General features: G+C 64.3%; 14 protein-coding genes. 4 read left to right on the forward strand and 10 right to left on the reverse strand.

Annotation, left to right across the window (positions count from 1 at the left end; translation table 11 throughout):
- Nucleotides 1–26 precede the first annotated feature (26 nt).
- Nucleotides 27–1,040 (reverse strand): heat-inducible transcriptional repressor HrcA, encoded by a 1,014-nt coding sequence (gene hrcA / locus V3C33_08810; GenBank protein ID XAS69330.1) that lies wholly within the window; start codon nucleotides 1,038–1,040, stop codon nucleotides 27–29.
- A gap of 189 nt (nucleotides 1,041–1,229) precedes the next feature.
- On the opposite strand from hrcA, the gene V3C33_08815 reads away from it, so the two are divergent.
- Both V3C33_08815 and V3C33_08820 read left to right on the forward strand, forming a co-directional pair.
- Nucleotides 1,230–2,087, forward strand: coding sequence for a DUF3097 family protein (locus tag V3C33_08815; protein XAS69331.1), 858 nt, complete (start codon nucleotides 1,230–1,232; stop codon nucleotides 2,085–2,087).
- 148 nt (nucleotides 2,088–2,235) lie between these two features.
- Nucleotides 2,236–2,655 carry a DUF4870 domain-containing protein gene (locus V3C33_08820; GenBank protein ID XAS69332.1) on the forward strand — a complete coding sequence of 140 codons (420 nt, stop codon included), beginning with the start codon at nucleotides 2,236–2,238 and terminating at the stop codon, nucleotides 2,653–2,655.
- 55 nt (nucleotides 2,656–2,710) lie between these two features.
- Here V3C33_08820 and hemW read toward each other — a convergent pair whose 3' ends face one another.
- Nucleotides 2,711–3,940, reverse strand: coding sequence for a radical SAM family heme chaperone HemW (gene hemW / locus V3C33_08825; protein XAS69333.1), 1,230 nt, complete (start codon nucleotides 3,938–3,940; stop codon nucleotides 2,711–2,713).
- Nucleotides 3,941–3,982: 42 nt separating this feature from the next.
- Nucleotides 3,983–5,836 carry a translation elongation factor 4 gene (gene lepA, locus V3C33_08830; protein ID XAS69334.1) on the reverse strand — a complete coding sequence of 618 codons (1,854 nt, stop codon included), beginning with the start codon at nucleotides 5,834–5,836 and terminating at the stop codon, nucleotides 3,983–3,985.
- Between the two features lie 160 nt (nucleotides 5,837–5,996).
- Between lepA and V3C33_08835 the strand changes: the two genes are divergently transcribed.
- Together V3C33_08835 and rpsT are read left to right on the forward strand one after the other, a co-directional pair.
- On the forward strand, nucleotides 5,997–6,560 hold the full coding sequence (locus tag V3C33_08835; protein ID XAS69335.1) for a type II toxin-antitoxin system PemK/MazF family toxin: 564 nt from the start codon (nucleotides 5,997–5,999) through the stop codon (nucleotides 6,558–6,560).
- Between the two features lie 168 nt (nucleotides 6,561–6,728).
- Nucleotides 6,729–6,989 carry a 30S ribosomal protein S20 gene (gene rpsT / locus V3C33_08840; GenBank protein ID XAS69336.1) on the forward strand — a complete coding sequence of 87 codons (261 nt, stop codon included), beginning with the start codon at nucleotides 6,729–6,731 and terminating at the stop codon, nucleotides 6,987–6,989.
- A 175-nt stretch (nucleotides 6,990–7,164) separates the two neighbouring features.
- Here rpsT and holA read toward each other — a convergent pair whose 3' ends face one another.
- The 7 genes from holA to V3C33_08875 form a co-directional block, all read right to left on the reverse strand.
- Nucleotides 7,165–8,181, reverse strand: coding sequence for a DNA polymerase III subunit delta (gene holA / locus V3C33_08845; protein ID XAS69337.1), 1,017 nt, complete (start codon nucleotides 8,179–8,181; stop codon nucleotides 7,165–7,167).
- Nucleotides 8,115–9,965 (reverse strand): ComEC/Rec2 family competence protein, encoded by a 1,851-nt coding sequence (locus V3C33_08850; GenBank protein XAS69338.1) that lies wholly within the window; start codon nucleotides 9,963–9,965, stop codon nucleotides 8,115–8,117. Before V3C33_08850 ends, holA begins: the two co-directional genes overlap by 67 nt.
- Before the next feature lie 216 nt (nucleotides 9,966–10,181).
- Nucleotides 10,182–11,066, reverse strand: coding sequence for a helix-hairpin-helix domain-containing protein (locus tag V3C33_08855; GenBank protein XAS69339.1), 885 nt, complete (start codon nucleotides 11,064–11,066; stop codon nucleotides 10,182–10,184).
- Nucleotides 11,067–11,114: 48 nt separating this feature from the next.
- Entirely contained in the window at nucleotides 11,115–12,161 is a 1,047-nt protein-coding gene (locus V3C33_08860; GenBank protein XAS69340.1) for a DegV family protein, read from the reverse strand.
- 57 nt (nucleotides 12,162–12,218) lie between these two features.
- Nucleotides 12,219–14,750, reverse strand: coding sequence for a leucine--tRNA ligase (leuS, locus tag V3C33_08865; GenBank protein XAS69341.1), 2,532 nt, complete (start codon nucleotides 14,748–14,750; stop codon nucleotides 12,219–12,221).
- A 342-nt stretch (nucleotides 14,751–15,092) separates the two neighbouring features.
- Nucleotides 15,093–16,607, reverse strand: a complete 1,515-nt coding sequence (gene glpK, locus V3C33_08870) for a glycerol kinase GlpK (protein XAS69342.1) — start codon at nucleotides 16,605–16,607, stop codon at nucleotides 15,093–15,095.
- 48 nt (nucleotides 16,608–16,655) lie between these two features.
- Entirely contained in the window at nucleotides 16,656–17,405 is a 750-nt protein-coding gene (locus V3C33_08875) for an MIP/aquaporin family protein (GenBank protein XAS69343.1), read from the reverse strand.
- Nucleotides 17,406–17,413: the final 8 nt, after the last annotated feature.

Here is a 17,413-nt window from a genome sequence, read left to right on the forward strand (position 1 = left end):
TGTGCGAGGGTCAGGGGTCCGTGGTGTCACGGCCCCAGAATCCTCGAAAGATAGCGGGCCACCGCGCGAACGGCGGCCATGGTTGTGGGGTAATCCATCCTGGTGGGGCCGAGTACACCGATTTTGGCAGTGCTGTCCGGGCCATAGCCTGTTGCCACGACCGAGGCTTCTGCCAGCCCGTCGTAGGGGTTCTCGCGGCCGATGCTCACTGTGACACCGCGGGGATCCTGCGCCATGTCACCGAGCAGCCGCAGCATCACCACCTGCTCCTCGAGGGCTTCCAGGACCGGCCCTATGCTCAACGGGAAGTCGACGTTGGACCTGGCCAGATTGGCTGTGCCGGCCATAACCATACGTTCTTCCCTGCTGCTGTGGGCCAGGGCTTCCAGGCCACGGCACAGGGCCTGGGCCGCATGGCGTTGCCCGGGACTGCACGCAGCCACCACCGCCTGCAGGGTCTGAGGGAGCAGGGTCAGCGGTGTCCCGGAGAGGCTGCCGAGGAAGCGTGCACGCAGTGACGCCAAGGCATCGTCGCCCAGCTCCTGCCCTACGTCGATGACCCGCTGTTCCACTTTCCCGGTATTCGCGATGAGCACCACAAGGACCTGGCGCGGCGCCAGCAGGACAAATTCGATGTGCCGCACCAGGGCGCGGCTCAGGTGGGGATACTGCACGACGGCGACCTGGTTGGTCAGCTGCGAAAGGAGTCTCACGGTACGGTCCAGGACGTCGTCGAGGTCGTCGGAGCCCTCGAGCAGCGACTGGATGGCGCGGCGTTCCGCCTGCGAAAGCGGCTTAACCGCGGAGATCTGATCCACAAAGAGGCGGTAGCCCTTGTCTGTGGGGATCCGGCCGGAGCTGGTGTGCGGCGCGGTGATGAGTCCTTCGTCCTCAAGCGCTGCCATGTCGTTGCGTATGGTGGCACTCGAGACACCCAGGTGGTGGCGTTCCACGAGGGCCTTTGAACCGACGGGCTCGCGCGAATGTACGTAGTCCTCAACTATGGCGCGCAATACTTCCAGCTTGCGTGGCTCGCTCATGATCCACCTCCCATCAACCGTCACGGGGCCGGGGCCTGTTGCGCCTCACCAACCCATCATTAGCACTCGACATGCCTAAGTGCTAACCAGTCTAATATGAGTCGCCGCGTTGTTAGCATTGGTACCGCTCCGGGCGAAATTCCGGGCCATGTACCAACGCAGGCTCCTAGTGCAAGGCAGTGTGAAACCATGCAGTACCAAAATTGGGGTCCGCAGGAAATCTCCGCCCCCGTCAGGAACGAATTGCCCGACGTGCCTGTTGAGCGCGGCATGGTGCTCGAGGATGTCCAGTCAGGCTGGGTAGGTGCTGTGACACGGGTCGAGAAATCCGGCGGAATGTACGTCGTGGCACTGGAGGACCGACGCGGCAAGTCACGGTCGTTCCGTCTCGGCTTCGGTTTTCTCATGGAAGGCCGGCCGATCCGGCTGATGCCACCGGCTCCGCGTGCAAAAGCCGGCGCTGCTGCCGGCGGAACCCGGCGGACTGCCTCCGGCTCGGTCCGGGTGGAAGGGCAGCGTGCACAGGTGGCAAAGGCCAGCCGGATCTGGGTTGAAGGCAAGCACGATGCCGAACTCGTGGAAAAAGTCTGGGGTGACGACCTCCGGGTGGAGGGGATCGTCGTCGAGCCTTTGCACGGGATCGACGATCTCACCGCCGCGGTGGCGTCCTTCGGCCCGGGACCGGGCCGAAGGCTGGGCGTTCTGGTCGACCATCTGGTCCCGGATTCCAAGGAATCCCGGATCGCCGATGCGGTTATGTCCTCGCCAGGCTCAGCCGGCAACGTCCTCATTGTGGGTCACCCATATGTTGACGTGTGGCAGGCCATCCGGCCGGGAGTCCTGGGAATCGAACAGTGGCCGGTCATCCCTCGTGGCGTGGACTGGAAGACGGGTATCCTTACGGCCTTCGGCTGGCCACATTCCACCAAGGAGGACATCGGCCTGGGCTGGCAAAAGCTGTTGGGCGCTGTCCGCAGCTATGCGGATCTGGAGCCTTCATTGCTCGGCCGGGTGGAAGAGGTCATTGACTTCCTGACGGTGCCGTAGCGGCTCACTGGACGCACCTCGACTGACGGCGCGCGCAGCGGCTCTGCCAATCCGTGCCCGACCCAGTATTCTTGGTACGGCGGAGGGTGTTTATGCTTCACCATGCACCACCGTACCGACGCACCAACGCACACCGAAGGAATACACCGTGGCAGAAAACGCTCGTGAACACAGGGACGACCAGTCCGGCCAGGACCGGGCCCAGTACCATGGCGTTCCGGCGAATGCGCTTCCGCTGACCGCCAACGAGGACAGGCAGTGGGCCACGCTGGCGCATTTTGGCGGAATACTCGGCTGTGTACCTTCGCTGTTGATCTACCTGATCTTCAAGGACCGCGGACCGTTCACGGCACAGGAATCCAAGGAAGCGCTCAATTTCAGCCTTCCGCCCACCATCGCTGCGATCATCGCCAATTTCCTGGTGCTCATTCCGGTGGTGGGGAATTTGTTTGCCGTGCTTGCAACCCTCATCTGGATTGCGCTGACCTGCTTCTCCGTGGCTGCAGGGATCCAGGTCAACCGTGGCCAGCCGCACCGTTACGAGCTGAACCTTCGCTGGATCAATTAGGCTGGAGCCTGTTCAATTCTGCACGTGACCGCTCACACAGGACCGCCAACACAGTTCAGTCCGGCAGGATCCTGCGCACCACGGCGTCAGCCAACAGCCGGCCCCTGAGCGTCAGAACGAGGCGGCCCTTAAAAGCGGTTGCGGGATCCACCAGTCCGTCCGCGATGAGCCCGGCAACTGCGTGCCGGCCTGAATTCCCCAGGCCCTTGACCTCAAGCCCTGAAGCAAGCCTGGCCTCGAGCATGACCCGTTCAACATAGCGGGTTTCGGCGTCGAGGGTTTCGCGGCCCGCGGCGGGAGACAATCCCGCCGCCATTCTTCCGGCGTACGCGGTGGGGTGCTTGACGTTCCACCAGCGGACTCCGCCCACATGCGAGTGGGCGCCTGGGCCGATCCCCCACCAGTCGTCTCCGCGCCAATAGGCAAGGTTGTGCCGACATGCCTGATCCGGGGTACGGGACCAGTTGCTGACCTCGTACCAGCCGAGGCCGGCTTCGGTGATCAGCTGGTCGGCGAGTTCGTACTTCGACGCGTGGTCGTCGTCGTCGATTCCCGGAACTTCGCCACGGCGGATCTGCGCGGCAAGCTTGGTGCCGTCCTCAATGATCAGCGCGTAGGCGCTGATGTGGTCGGGCTGATAGGACAGTGCTGTTTCGAGCGAGAACCGCCAATCTTCGAGGGACTCCCCCGGCGTGCCGTAAATCAGATCGAGGCTGACCGCAAGCCCGGCGTCCCTGGCCCACTGCACAGCCTGCGGAACGCGGCTGGGCGTGTGGGTACGGTCCAGGACCTTCAGGACATGGGGCACCGCCGATTGCATGCCGAACGAGACTCTGGTGAACCCGGCGTCGGCCAGCAGCTGTAGAGATTCAGGCGTGACGGAGTCCGGATTTGCTTCAGTGGTGACCTCGGCACCCGGCACGATCCCCCATTCCGCGACGGCGGCGCCGAGGATGCGCGCGAGGTCTTCGGCCGGGAGCAGTGTGGGGGTTCCGCCGCCGAAGAAGACCGTGCTGAGCCGGCGCGGGGGCAGGCCTGACGCCTGTAGGGCCCGCGCCGCCAGGCTGACTTCAGTGATGGCCGTTGACGCATAGGCGTCCTGTGAGGCGCCACCGCCAAGCTCGGTTGCAGTGTAGGTGTTGAAGTCACAGTAGCCGCAGCGGACGGCGCAAAAAGGAATATGCACGTAGAGCCCGAAGGCCCGGGCCGCGGCGTCCTCGAGCGCCTGGCCGGGCAGCAGCCCGTCCGACGGCGCCGGGTCGCCCAGCGGGAGAACGCTAGGCACGGGCCGTGCCCGCCTGCATGGGGACAGTCATCACAAGCACCGCTACTTCTTGGCCTTGTCCTTGGACTCGTCCGTGGTGAGGGCAGCGATGAAGGCTTCCTGCGGGACCTCGACGCGGCCCACCATCTTCATACGCTTCTTGCCTTCCTTCTGCTTTTCCAGCAGTTTGCGCTTTCGGGTGATGTCACCGCCGTAGCACTTGGCGAGCACGTCCTTGCGGATGGCGCGGATGCTTTCACGGGCGATGATCCTGGAGCCGATGGCCGCCTGGATGGGCACCTCGAACTGCTGCCGTGGAATGAGTTCACGCAGCTTGCCCGTCATCATCACGCCGTATGCGTACGCCTTGTCACGGTGCGTGATGGCGGAGAAGGCATCCACCTGCTCGCCCTGGAGCATGATGTCCACCTTGACGAGATCGGCCACCTGCTCGCCGTCGGCCTTCCAGTCCAGCGACCCGTAGCCGCGGGTCTTGGACTTGAGGATGTCGAAGAAATCGAAGACGATCTCCGCCAGCGGCAGGCGGTACCGGATCTCCACCCGGTCCTCGGAAAGGTAGTCCATGCCGCCCATGACGCCGCGCCGGCTCTGGCACAGCTCCATGATCGCGCCGACAAACTCATTCGGCGCCAGGACGGTGGCGGAAACCATCGGCTCGCGGACTTCAGCGATCTTGCCGGTGGGGTATTCGCTGGGGTTCGTGACGTGGACGATCTTCTTGTCCTCCAGCGTCACCTCGTATTCCACGTTGGGGGCGGTGGAAATCAGGTCCAGGTTGTATTCGCGTTCGAGCCGCTCGCGTGTGATTTCCAGGTGCAGCAGGCCAAGGAATCCCACCCGGAAGCCGAATCCCAGCGCGGCGGACGTTTCGGGCTCGTACACCAGCGCGGCATCGTTGAGCATCAGCTTCTCAAGCGCATCGCGGAGCACCGGATAGTCCGTGCCATCCAACGGATACAGGCCGGAGAAGACCATCGGCTTGGCATCCGCATAGCCGGGGAGGGAATTGGTGGCAGGCTTGGCAAGATTGGTGACGGTGTCGCCCACCTTGGACAGGCGGACGTCCTTCACACCGGTGATGAGGTAGCCGACTTCGCCGACGCCGAGGCCCTTGGAGGGGGTGGGTTCCGGGGAGCTCACACCGATCTCGAGGAGTTCGTGGGTGGCACGGGTGGACATCATCTGGATGCGTTCGCGGGGGTGCAGCATGCCGTCGACCACGCGGACGTAGGTGACCACACCGCGGTACGTGTCGTAGACCGAGTCGAAGATCATGGCGCGGGCGGGGGCGTTCGGGTCACCCACGGGGGCCGGCAGGTCGCGGACGATCTTGTCCAGCAGGACCTCGACGCCCATGCCCGTCTTGCCGGAGACGCGGAGCACGTCGTCGGGGTCGCCGCCGATCAGGTTGGCCAGTTCGGCCGCGTACTTCTCGGGCTGGGCGGCCGGGAGGTCGATCTTGTTCAGGACCGGGATGATGGTGAGGTTGTTTTCCATCGCCAGGTACAGGTTTGCGAGAGTCTGGGCTTCGATTCCCTGCGCGGCGTCAACCAGGAGGACTGCACCTTCGCAGGCGGCCAGGGACCGCGATACCTCATAGGTGAAGTCAACGTGTCCCGGTGTATCAATCATGTTCAGCGCGTAGCTGACACCGTCCAGCTCCCAGGGCATGCGAACAGCCTGGGACTTGATGGTGATACCGCGCTCCCGCTCGATATCCATGCGGTCCAGATACTGGGCTTTCATGTCGCGGGACTGAACGACGCCGGTGAACTGCAGCATCCGGTCGGCCAGGGTGGACTTACCGTGGTCGATATGCGCGATGATACAGAAATTCCGAATGATGGCCGGATCTGTCGCGGCGGGCACCGGGGCGGTGCGGGCCATGGGAGACACGCAGGGTCCTTACTGTTGGCATTCACGCGGCGTCCGTCAGGTTGCACTCACGCCACCCTGCGGGCACACCGCGTATCTGAACCCCTAGTCTCCCACGTCCGCGCCCCTCGCACCGCATTCCACAGCCGGGGCTTCGCCGGACGGGCGGTAGGGTTGCCGCATGGCCATCAACCTCCGCTCAATAGGCACTATTGTCCGTACCTCGCTGCGGTTTCTCGGGAAGCTCCGCCCCACGGAGCCCGGCAGGACGGCAGATCCGCACGTTGGCGCAACGCAGCGTCCGGCGGACCCCGGGACACCAGGAACCGGCGCGGGGCTGTCGGCTGGCTATCCGGGCGATTTCGCGGGCACCTCCACCATCCGGTACGCGCCGTCGCCGGATGGCAGCCCGGATCCGGGGGAAGTGGTGTGGACGTGGGTGCCCTATGAAGAGGACTACTCACGCGGGAAAGACAGACCCGTCCTGTTGATTGGCGGTAGCGGACGCTACCTTCTGGGCCTCATGCTGACCAGCAAGGATCATGACCAGGGCCACCGGGGTGACAACGACTTCGTTGACATTGGAACGGGCGGCTGGGACCGGCAAGGGCGTCCGGGCGAAGCCCGGCTGGACCGCGTCCTGCAGATCCGTGTGCAGGATATCCGCCGCGAAGGCGCCGTTCTGGACCGCGCCCGCTTCGATCCCGTGGCTGCCGGGATGCGCCGGCGACACGGCTGGTCCTAGGCCCCAGGTACCCACGTTTCCGGCAAATCTGCTAGTCTTTATAGCTGTGTGTCCGTGCAGGTCGACGGCCACTGATGGTTGGCCGCCATAGGTATCCCCACGCCGCTCAGTCAATGGCCAATCTGAAAGCCCTCTAGACCATTTCCGCATTAAAAAGAGAGTTCACACGTGGCTAATATCAAGTCCCAGAAGAAGCGCATCCTGACCAACGAGAAGGCCCGCCTGCGCAACAACGCAGTCAGGTCTGAGCTGAAGACGGCCATCCGCGCCGTCAACACCGCTGTTGAGTCCACTGACAAGGAAGCCGCTGCTGCTGCACTGGTTGCTGCCGGCCGTAAGCTGGACAAGGCTGTCAGCAAGGGTGTTCTTCACAAGAACAACGCAGCAAACCGCAAGTCGGCGATCTCCAAAAAGGTCAACGCGCTCTAAGGTTTTCCAGTTCAACTGAACTGATGATTGTGGCCGGCACCCAGGTGCCGGCCACTTCTCATTTAAGCGCTGAGGGCCGGAGCGCTAAGAGGGGGCTGGTCGCTGAAGAGGCACAGACCTGGGCAGTTGCAGCGGGATGTAACCGAACCGGCTGCAACAGAGCCGGCGCAACCGGCTAACCCCGCCGCACCGACGTGGCGATCACGGTGACGGCATGCTCTACCGCGTAAACGGGGTCCCGAGAGAGGCCCTTGACCTGGGCGTCGGCCTCGGCGGTCACCTGGATTGACCTCACCAGGCCCTCCGGTGTCCAGCGCCGGACATCACGCTGTGCCATCTCCACGAGCCAGGGCTGCATTCCCAGCTGCCGGGCGATCTGTGCCGAGGAACCCTGCGCGCCGGCAACCTTGGCGACCGTGCGGAGCTTCGCGGCCAACGCTGCTACCAACGGCACAGGATCTGCTCCGGTGGCGAGTGCATGGCGCAGGGTTGAAAGTGCAACCGGCCCGTTACCTGCCATGGCGGCATCTGCAACCTTGAACGCGGTAGCTTCTATGCGACCGCCGTAGTAGCGGTCCACCATTTCCGCATCCACTGCTGTGGCGGCATCCGCGATCAACTGGCTGCAGGCGGCGGCGAGTTCGGAGAGGCTGGCCCCTACTGCGTTAACCAGGGCCTGGACGGCTTCCGGCTCGATTCGCCGTCCGGCCGCCTTGAACTCCGAGGCGACAAAGGAGGACTTGTCCGCATCTTTTTTCAGCGGCTGACAGTCCACAACTGGCCAACCGCCGGCCTTAATGGCATCAAGGAGTTTCTTGCCGCGCACTCCCCCGCCATGCCGAAGCACCAGCACAGCATCGGGTGCCGGATTTGCGAGGTAAGCCAGACAGTCGGTCAGGAAGGCATCGTTCATCGCTTCGAGGCCGTCTACCTCAATCAGTTTGCTTTCGCCGAACAGAGAGGGACTGACGTTCATTGCGAGTGAGCCGGCTTCATAGCTGCCGGCACTGAGACGCGTGAGTTCAACATCCGGAAAGGCTTCCCTGACCTGCGAACGAATACGGTCCATGGAGCGGATGCCAAGATATTCTTCGGGGCCTCCGATGAGCACAACGCTGGCAGCAGTTACGTCCCGCCAGGTGGCCGTATTCGACGCCTGGGTCTTGGTTCGTTGAGTCTGTGCAGCGGCCACTCTTGGTTCCTCCCGGAAATCGGATTGCAGGCTCTAAGCCTGCCACGGCGGACCCGCTGCACCAAGCCACGGGGTGGACGGGCTCCGCCGCCGGGTCCCCGGCCCCGGCTCTGAGCCAACCGGTCCAGCAGCTGCACTGTTTGAGCATGTGCGGCCACGATCAGGCGTAGCGTTTTGACCGGGCGGACCGCCATCCATAGTGCCAGCATGGTGAGCGCTGATAACAATGCCATGGTTGACAGCCCGAACACCCCTTCCGGCCAGGGCATTGCCGCGCCGGGCAGCGCAGCCATAAACCGTGCAATACCCGCCACACCGGCCGCGAACGTGCCTGCGGCGGCAATCAGGGCGACCGCCGGCCACGGCATAAATGCAACCAGCGGCACGGCGGCTGTTCCCAGGATGGTCACCGGTGCCACCAGCGGGGCGGCCACCACATTGGCCAGGAGAGAGTAGGTGGAGAACTGTGGCTGGAGCACAATAATGACAGGACCACAAAGCAGCTGGGCCGACAGCGGCACGGCGAAGCCGGCGGCAAGCCAGCGCGGAATAGCCGCCGGCGTCCACTCCATCATCCGTTTTCCGAGCACGATGATGCCCAACGTTGCCAGCACGGATAACAGAAAGCCGAAGCTCGTGCCAAGGCCGGGGTCAAGCAATAGCAGACCCATCACCGCCAGGCACAGGAAGCTCAGGCCCTGTCCGGTACGGCCCCCTGCGAGCGAGGCCAGCGCAATCGAACCCATCAGCGCGGCCCTCAGGACGCTTGCATCCGGGCCGACCAGTAGAACGAAGAGTCCCAGGCCGGCCAGCGCCAAACCCGCAGCGGGTGCTCTGGGCAGCCTGAAGCTGCGGGCCACCAGCAGCAAAGCACCGAGGATAAGACTGCAGTTGGCCCCGCTGACCGCGGTCAGATGAGTCATTCCGACGGACTTCATTGCCACGTTCAGCTCCTCGTCCAACACACTGGTGTCGCCGGTGACCATACCGGGAAGGAGGCCTCGGGCATCGCCGCCCAGCCAATCGGCGGCGGCGACGTACCGTCCCCGGAGATCCTTGGGCACTTCCTGCCACCCCTCGGATCCGACAACCACAACGGGCGCGGATGACGCGGAGAGGATGCCGGCTTCCACCTGCCCATCTTCGGGCGGCTTCAGCGTGCCCGTGGTCCGGATCATTTGTCCGGGAATCGTGTGCTCCCAGCCCCTCCCGCCCATAATTACCAGATCGGCGGGGGCACGGATCACTTCGCCGCGGGAAATTATGGACGAGACACCCGCCTGGACAGACCACCTGCCGGAGGGCCCCGATGACCCTGGCATCTTGAGCTCGCGTGCTGCGCCCGTGATTTCTACTTCCGCCACCACGGAATCCCTGGCTGCGATGGCCTTTGCCAGCGGACCGTCGTGGCGCTGCGATGACGAGACGGCCGAGTGCGCAGCGGCGGCCACGGCCAGCAGCAGAGCAACTGCGAGGGTCATAAGGAAGCTGCGAGGTGTGGGGCCGCCGGACCTCTGGCGGCGGAGAACCAGCAAAAGCAGCAGCGCCGAACCGGCAAGCAGCCCACCGCACAGAACCATAAGTGCGACGGGCGGGAGCCAGACGCCGGCTATGGCTGCACCCCATACCAGCAGCGCCGGCGGAGCCAGCCTCAGGTCAGCGCGGCGCCTGGTCTGCCCGGCGTCTGAAGTGGCCCTGGCCTCGGGGAGGAGCCAGAGTTGCAAACGTTCCAGGGCGCGTGCGCGAAGGCCGGGCGTCTTTCGCCGTCGAGAATCATTGTGCACGGGCAACAATTTACGGACTTTGAAGGCGTAGGCATCCGGCTCGCCCCCACGTGGCGGTCCTTCCGTTCCCGGTCCCTCCGTTCCCGGTCCCTCCGTCCCCGGCGCCCCCGTTCCCGGTGGCCGGACTGCCGACTCGACGTAGCGCTGCCAGCGGCTGGGCTGCGTCACCGCTGGTGCCCTGTCGGCGGTCTATCAGACCTGGATGCAGCACTCATGTCAGACACTCACCAAAGGGAGGAGGGTTTCAAGCATCTTGGGCCCCACGCCGTCTACGGCATCGAGTTCCTCCACAGTCTTGAACGTGCCGTGTTCTTTCCGCCAGTCCACGATGCGCTGTGCCAGGACAGGCCCTACCCGCGGAAGGGTTCCGAGTTCTTCGACGCCGGCGGTGTTGAGGTTGATCCGCTCCCCCGCCTGTTTCCCGGCACCCTCCGCGGCGCCGCCACCGTCAGAGCCTTCCCCGGCGGGCAAAACCTCCCCCTGCTGGGGTACATGGATCTTCTGCCCATCTTCGATAACCGCCGCCAGATTGAGCCGGTTCAGGTCCGCTGTTGCCGTGCTTCCACCGGCAGCGGTGATGGCCTGGTGGATCCGGCTGCCCTTCGGCAACTCAACCACGCCCGCCTTTTTTACGGCGCCGGTCATATGGACCACGATGTTCGCCGCATCAGGATCCGCTGGGGGCCCTGCATCACCAACGGACCCTGTGGCGCCGTCCGTTCCGACGATGCCGGAATCGCCCGCGTCCGCTGCCGGTCCGCTGCTCGACGCCGTGACGCGGCCCAGCGGAACAACGTCCGGACGGGCAGCTGAAACCTGCCACCAGAACCAACCGCCCACCAGAATCGACACAATTCCCAGCAGCACTGCAACCCGGATTCCAAGCCTCCACCTGATGCCCGCCCATGGAGGAAAGCCAACGGCAGGATCAGCATCGGATTGATCGGCACTTGGCCGTGCACTGCCGTCGTACATAAACTCCGGGCTGCCATCCTCCGTATCCAGCAGGCCCCCGCGGGAATCACCCAGGGTGGCCTGCAGCCGGCTTCGTGCACGGCGCGCCGGAAGACTGGCATTGGCTCCAGCATTCCGGCGTGACATTCCACCACCGTAAAGTGCGCCGCCGCCCGCGGACAGCACCGGATTCTGTTATGTGGAAAGCTCCGGCGAATCGCCGGCGGTTTTGGCGGTGAAGCCACGGCCAGGTGCGACGGCCGACGGCGTGCTGCCCTCCCCTACAATCACGGCCAGCACGCCCAGGCCGGCGTGCGCGGCCAGCACCACAGGCAGCGAGCTGATCTGGGCCGGCGGGCAATCAGGAAGGGCTGCAGCCAGCCGTGCGGACAGCGCTTCTGCCTCGGCCCGGTTTCCGAAGTGGTGGACTGCCAGCCTTGCTTCCCCCGGAGGCCTGGATGCTGCATCCGCTGCAACAATCTCTTCCAGCCTGGCGATGGCCTTCGCGGCTGAACGGATCTTTTCCAGCGGGACGATCTTCCCGTCGTGGACCGCCAGAATGGGCTTGATGGAAAACATTGTTCCTAGGAGAGAAGCCGCAGCGCCGATCCTTCCCCCACGGCGGAGCTGTTCCAGGCTGGGTACGTAGAAATACACCCTGGTGCGTGCCAGCCGTTCCTCCGCAAAAGCACGGACATCCGCAGCGTTGCGGCCATCAGCGGCCGCCACCACCGCGCTCTGGACGCCCATTCCCTGGGCCATGCCTACTGTCCTGGAGTCAACCACCTCCACCGGGATGCCCACCCGGCCGGCCGCCAGCCTCGCTGAATCCGCCGTTCCGGACAGCCCGCCGGAGATATGGATGGAGACCACCGACTCGAATCCGCGCTGTTGGGCGGCAAGAAAGGCCTTTTCGAACTGGCCGGGAGATGGCCTCGACGTCTTCACCGGTTTGCCGCCGGCCAGCGCCAGCGCAATGGTGTCGGCGATGTTGTCTTCGCCTTCGCCATAGATCTCCGAGCCCACCATAACGGGCATGGGGATGACCGTCAGCCGTCCGTCACCGGAAAAAGCGGCAACCCAGTCAGCGGGGAGCGCCCCTGCGGAATCGGTCACGACGGCGGTCCGGACCACGACGGCGGGTTCCCCGGTGGGCGGGACCGGCCCCGGCATGGTGGCCTGGCGGAGGCGGACAAGACGTTCCTTCAGCCATAGCCAAGCGGCCAGATCACGGTCAGGCACTTGCGCCTCCTGCAGATGATGGCCGGCCGCCGGCATCAACTGGCGGCCGCAGCCCGGCTATGCCGGGACGATGTTCACCAGTTTAGGCGCCCGCACGATCACCGTGCGGATTCCCCGGCCATCGAGTGCGCGCTGGACATTTTCGGAGGCCAGCGCCAGCTCACGCAGGGCGTCTTCGGTGATGTCGGGCGAGACGTCCAACCTGTCGCGGACCTTGCCCTGGACCTGGACCACGGCCGTGATGGTGTCCTGCACCAACAGGGCTTCGTCATGTACGGGCCAGCCTGCGTTGGCCACCGAGGCGGGGTGCCCCAGGACGTTCCACAGATCTTCGGCTGTATACGGCGCGAACAGGCTCAGGATGACGGCAACGGCCTCGGCGGCTTCGCGTACTGCGGGATCGGCGCCGCCGGCTCCGGAGTCTGAATCTATGGTCTTGCGGGTCGCGTTGACCAGTTCCATCAGCTTCGCCACCACGACGTTGAACTTGTTGTGGTCCAGAAGCTCGGCAGCATCCGCAATGGTGCGGTGCGTAACTGAGCGCAGGGCGCGGCTGCCCGTGCTGAAGTCCACGCCAGGCTGGCTCGAGATGTCCTGCCCCAGACGCCACGCGCGGGCGAGGAACTTTGCTGATCCCGACGGCGAGACATCCGCCCAGTCGACGTCGTCTTCCGGCGGGGAGGCGAAGATCATGGTCAGGCGGACGGCGTCCACGCCGAACTTGTCCAGCTGATGACCGAGGTCAACACCGTTGCCCAGTGACTTGCTCATGGCCTTGCCGCCGTTGAGGACCTGGCCCTGGTTCAGCAGCGCGCTGAAGGGCTCATCGGCTTCGATCATGCCCAGATCGTGGATGACCTTGGTGAAGAACCGGGCATACAGCAGGTGCAGGATGGCGTGCTCCACGCCGCCCACATACTGGCCGACGGGCATCCAGTCGTTGATCTTCTCGGGATCGAACGGGCCTTCGGTGTACTGCGGGGAGACGAATCGCAGGAAGTACCAGGACGAATCCACAAAGGTGTCCATGGTGTCGGTGTCCCGCTTGGCCGGTCCGTGGCAGTTCGGGCACTCCACGTTGACCCAGGCTTCGGCTGCCGCCAACGGGGACGTTCCCTTCGGGGACAGGTCCTCGCCGCGCAGATCGGAAGGCAGCGTTACCGGCAGCTGTTCGTCGGGTACCGGGACCTCGCCGCATTCGCCGCAGTGAATGATGGGGATGGGCGTGCCCCAGAAGCGCTGGCGGCTGAGCAACCAGTCACGCAGGCGGAAGTTCACGAACTTCTCGCCGGTGCCCTGCTTCTCCAGGATGGCGATGGCCGCCGGGATGGCCTCTGCCTTGGGCAGTCCGTCAAGGGAGCCGGAGTTGATCAGCGTGCCCTCGCCCGAAGTCGCCGTTCCGGATACTCCCGGGTCCTCCTCGCCCGTGTCCAGGACGGCGCGTACCGGCAGGTCGAAGGCTTTGGCAAAGTCGAGGTCGCGCTGGTCGTGCGCCGGCACGGCCATGATGGCGCCGGTGCCGTAGTCGGCCAGTACGTAGTCGGCGGCCCAGACCGGCAGCTTTTCGCCGTTCAGGGGGTTGATGGCGTAGCGACCGGTGAAGACGCCGGTCTTTTCGCGCTCGGTCGACTGGCGTTCGATTTCGGAGAGCGCCTGGACCTTGTCCAGGTAGGTGTCAAGGGCTTGGGCGTGTTCGTCCGTCACCAGTTCCAGAGCCAGCGGGGCATCGGCGGCGACGACGAAGAACGTGGCGCCGTACAGCGTGTCCGGGCGGGTGGTGAAGACCCTGACGTCCTTGGCAGGCTTGTCGCCGTCGGCCTCAATAACGAAGTTGACGTGGGCGCCTTCAGAGCGGCCGATCCAGTTCTTCTGCATGGCGAGTACACGTTCGGGCCAGTGGCCACGCAACTCTTCCATGTCGTCCAGCAGGCGGTCGGCATAGTCGGTGATCTTGAAGTACCACTGGTTCAGGGACTTCTTGGTCACCGGGGTGCCGCAGCGTTCACAGGCGCCGCTGACCACCTGCTCGTTGGCCAGTACGGTCTGGTCCTTCGGGCACCAGTTGACGGGGTGGTCCTTACGGTAGGCCAGGCCACGCTCGTAAAAACGCTTGAACAGCCACTGCGTCCAGCGGTAGTACTCCGGATCCGAGGTGTGCAGTCGCCGCGACCAGTCAGCGGAGATGGCGTAGCGCTTGAAGGAAGCGGCCTGGGTCTCGATGTTGGCATAGGTCCACTCACTGGGGTGGGCGTTGCGCTTGATGGCCGCGTTCTCGGCAGGCAGACCGAAGGAATCCCAGCCAATCGGATGCAGGACATCAAAGCCCTGCTGCCGGAGGTACCGGGCCACGACGTCGCCCATGGCGAACGCCTCGGCGTGACCCATGTGGAGATCGCCTGAAGGATAGGGGAACATGTCCAGCACGTACCGGCGCTCGCGGGAGCCGTCGTCGGCCGGGGTGAAGACCTTAAGGTCTTCCCACACCTGCGGCCACTTGGCCTCCATGGCCGCGAAGCTGTAGGTGCCCTCCTCCGGGCCGTCCGGTCCGACTGAAGTTGTTCCGGTCTCTGTCTCCGGCTGAACGCTCACTGCTGCCCTCTTCTGTTCTGTTATGACGTCTGTCCTGTCACAACGGTCTGATCCCCTGGTGCCGGCCGCAAAAGAATCCCGGACACACAAAAGCCCCTCGACATGGAGGGGCTGCCGCTCGGTAAATCCGTAGGTGTCAGGATACCGGGCGGCTAGCTAAGCAGAAGGATCGCACGCATACCACCACTCTAGCGCACCGGCACGATCCGCTACACGCAACAAGTCGCCACGAGCGGCTGAAGTCAGAGCGCCAACGGAGAGGGAGGCCGCACCCCGCCAGGGTGTGATGGGCACCGCGAAGCGGGCAGGGCGGGTGCGGCCTCCCTCGTCAGAGGTTGCGGCCTACTTCACGTCCTCGTCCACCCAATCCATGGACTTCGTCACTGCCTTCTTCCAGAGCCGCAGCTGCCGCTCCTGCTCGGCGGCTTCGAGCTTGGGTTCCCAGCGCTTGTCCTCGGACCAGTTCGCCGAAAGTTCGCCGAGGTCCTTCCAGAAGCCAACGGCCAGGCCTGCCGCATACGCGGCACCGAGGGCGGTGGTCTCCACAACCTTGGGCCGGATCACCGGAACGCCCAGGATGTCTGCCTGGAACTGCATGAGGGCATCATTGGCCACCATGCCGCCGTCGACCTTCAGCTCGGTGAGCGGAACACCCGAGTCTGCGTTGACGGCGTCGAGCACCTCGCGGGTCTGGAAAGCGGTGGCTTCCAGCGCTGCACGGGCAATGTGGCTCTTGTTCACAAAGCGTGTGAGCCCCACGATGGCGCCACGGGCGTCGGAACGCCAGTACGGTGCGAACAGTCCGGAGAATGCCGGGACGATGTAGACTCCGCCATTGTTCTCCACGGAGGCAGCGAGCGTCTCCACCTCGGGAGCGCTGCTGATCATGCCCAGATTGTCGCGCAGCCACTGAATGAGTGAACCGGTGACGGCGATGGAGCCTTCCAGCGCATAGTGCGGCGCCGCGTCCCCGAGCTTGTAGCCAACGGTAGTGAGAAGTCCGTTCTTGGAGTGGATGATCTCCTCACCGGTGTTGAAGATCAGGAAGCAGCCCGTGCCGTAAGTGTTCTTTGCCTCACCGGCCTGGAACGCCGCTTGGCCGAAGGTCGCCGCCTGCTGGTCGCCCAGGATGCCTGCCACGGGCACCTCCCGGAGCAGCTGCGAGGTATGGACCGTGCCGTAGACCTCGGAAGAGGACTTGATCGCAGGCATCATGCTGACCGGAACGCCGAAGATGCCCAGGATTTCCTCATCCCACTGCAGCGATTCCAGATCCATGAACAGGGTGCGTGAGGCGTTGGTGACATCGGTGACGTGGACGCCGCCATCCACACCGCCGGTCAGGTTCCAAAGTACCCAGGCGTCCGTGTTGCCGAAGATCAGGTCCCCTGCCTCAGCCTTGGCGCGGGCGCCGTCCACGTTGTCCAGGATCCATTTGATCTTGGTGCCCGAGAAGTAGGTGGCGAGCGGCAGTCCCACCTTCTGCTTGAACCGCTCCGGACCGCCGTCTTTCGCGAGTTCATCCACGATGTCCTGCGTACGGGTGTCCTGCCAGACGATGGCGTTGTACACGGCCTCGCCGGTGGTCTTGTCCCACACCACTGCGGTTTCGCGCTGGTTGGTGATGCCGACGGCGGCGATGTCATGCCGGGTCAGATTTGCCTTTGAGAGCGCCGAGGCAATGACCTCGCGGGTGTTGTTCCAGATTTCGGCGGGGTTGTGCTCAACCCATCCAGCCTGCGGGAAGATCTGCTCGTGCTCCATCTGGCCCTGGGAAACGATGTTTCCGCTGTGGTCAAAAACGATGGCACGCGAGCTGGTGGTGCCCTGGTCAATGGCAATTACGTATTGATTCATGGTGACGTCCTTGTCTGTTTGCAGCAGTGGTGGCTTGGTGCAGGGAATTTATGCGGCGGCCGTGAAGACGATCGGCAGGACCTTGGCGATGACGCCCGCAAGGGTTCCACCAACCAGCGGACCCACAACCGGTATCCACGAGTAGCTCCAGTCGCTGGAACCCTTGCCCTTGATGGGGAGCAGGGCGTGGGCGATGCGCGGGCCGAGGTCACGGGCAGGGTTGATGGCGTAACCGGTAGGACCGCCCAGCGACGCGCCGATGCCCACAACCAGGAGGCCCACGGCCAGGGGGCCCAGGCCGGAAGGCGTGCCCCCGAAGGTGAGGATAACGAAAACGAGCACAAAGGTGCCGATGATTTCCGTGGCCAGGTTCCAGGGTGTGGAGCGGATGGCCGGGCCCGTCGAGAAGGTAGCAAGTTTGCTGGCGGCTTCGGGCTCTGCATCGAAGTGCTGCTTGTAGGCCGCCCAGCACACGATCGCACCGAGGAATGCGCCCAGCAGTTCCGAACCGAAGTACGTCAGCGTGGATGCAAAGTCGACCGGCACGCCCGGTGCGTATTCACCCTTGCCGTTCACGAGCAGGCCAAGCGTGACGGCCGGGTTGAGGTGGGCACCTGACTTGGCGGCTACAAAGACACCTGCGAAGACAGCAATGCCCCACCCCCAGGTGACCATCAGGAATCCGCCGTTGTTGCCCTTTGTGCCCTTGAGAGCGACGTTGGCCACCACGCCGCAACCCAGCAGGGTCAGCATCCCGGTTCCGAATACTTCGGAAAGAAAAACAATTCCAAGAGACATCTTTGACT

The organism is Micrococcaceae bacterium Sec5.7 (assembly GCA_039636785.1).
In the GTDB taxonomy this organism is placed as follows: domain Bacteria; phylum Actinomycetota; class Actinomycetes; order Actinomycetales; family Micrococcaceae; genus Arthrobacter.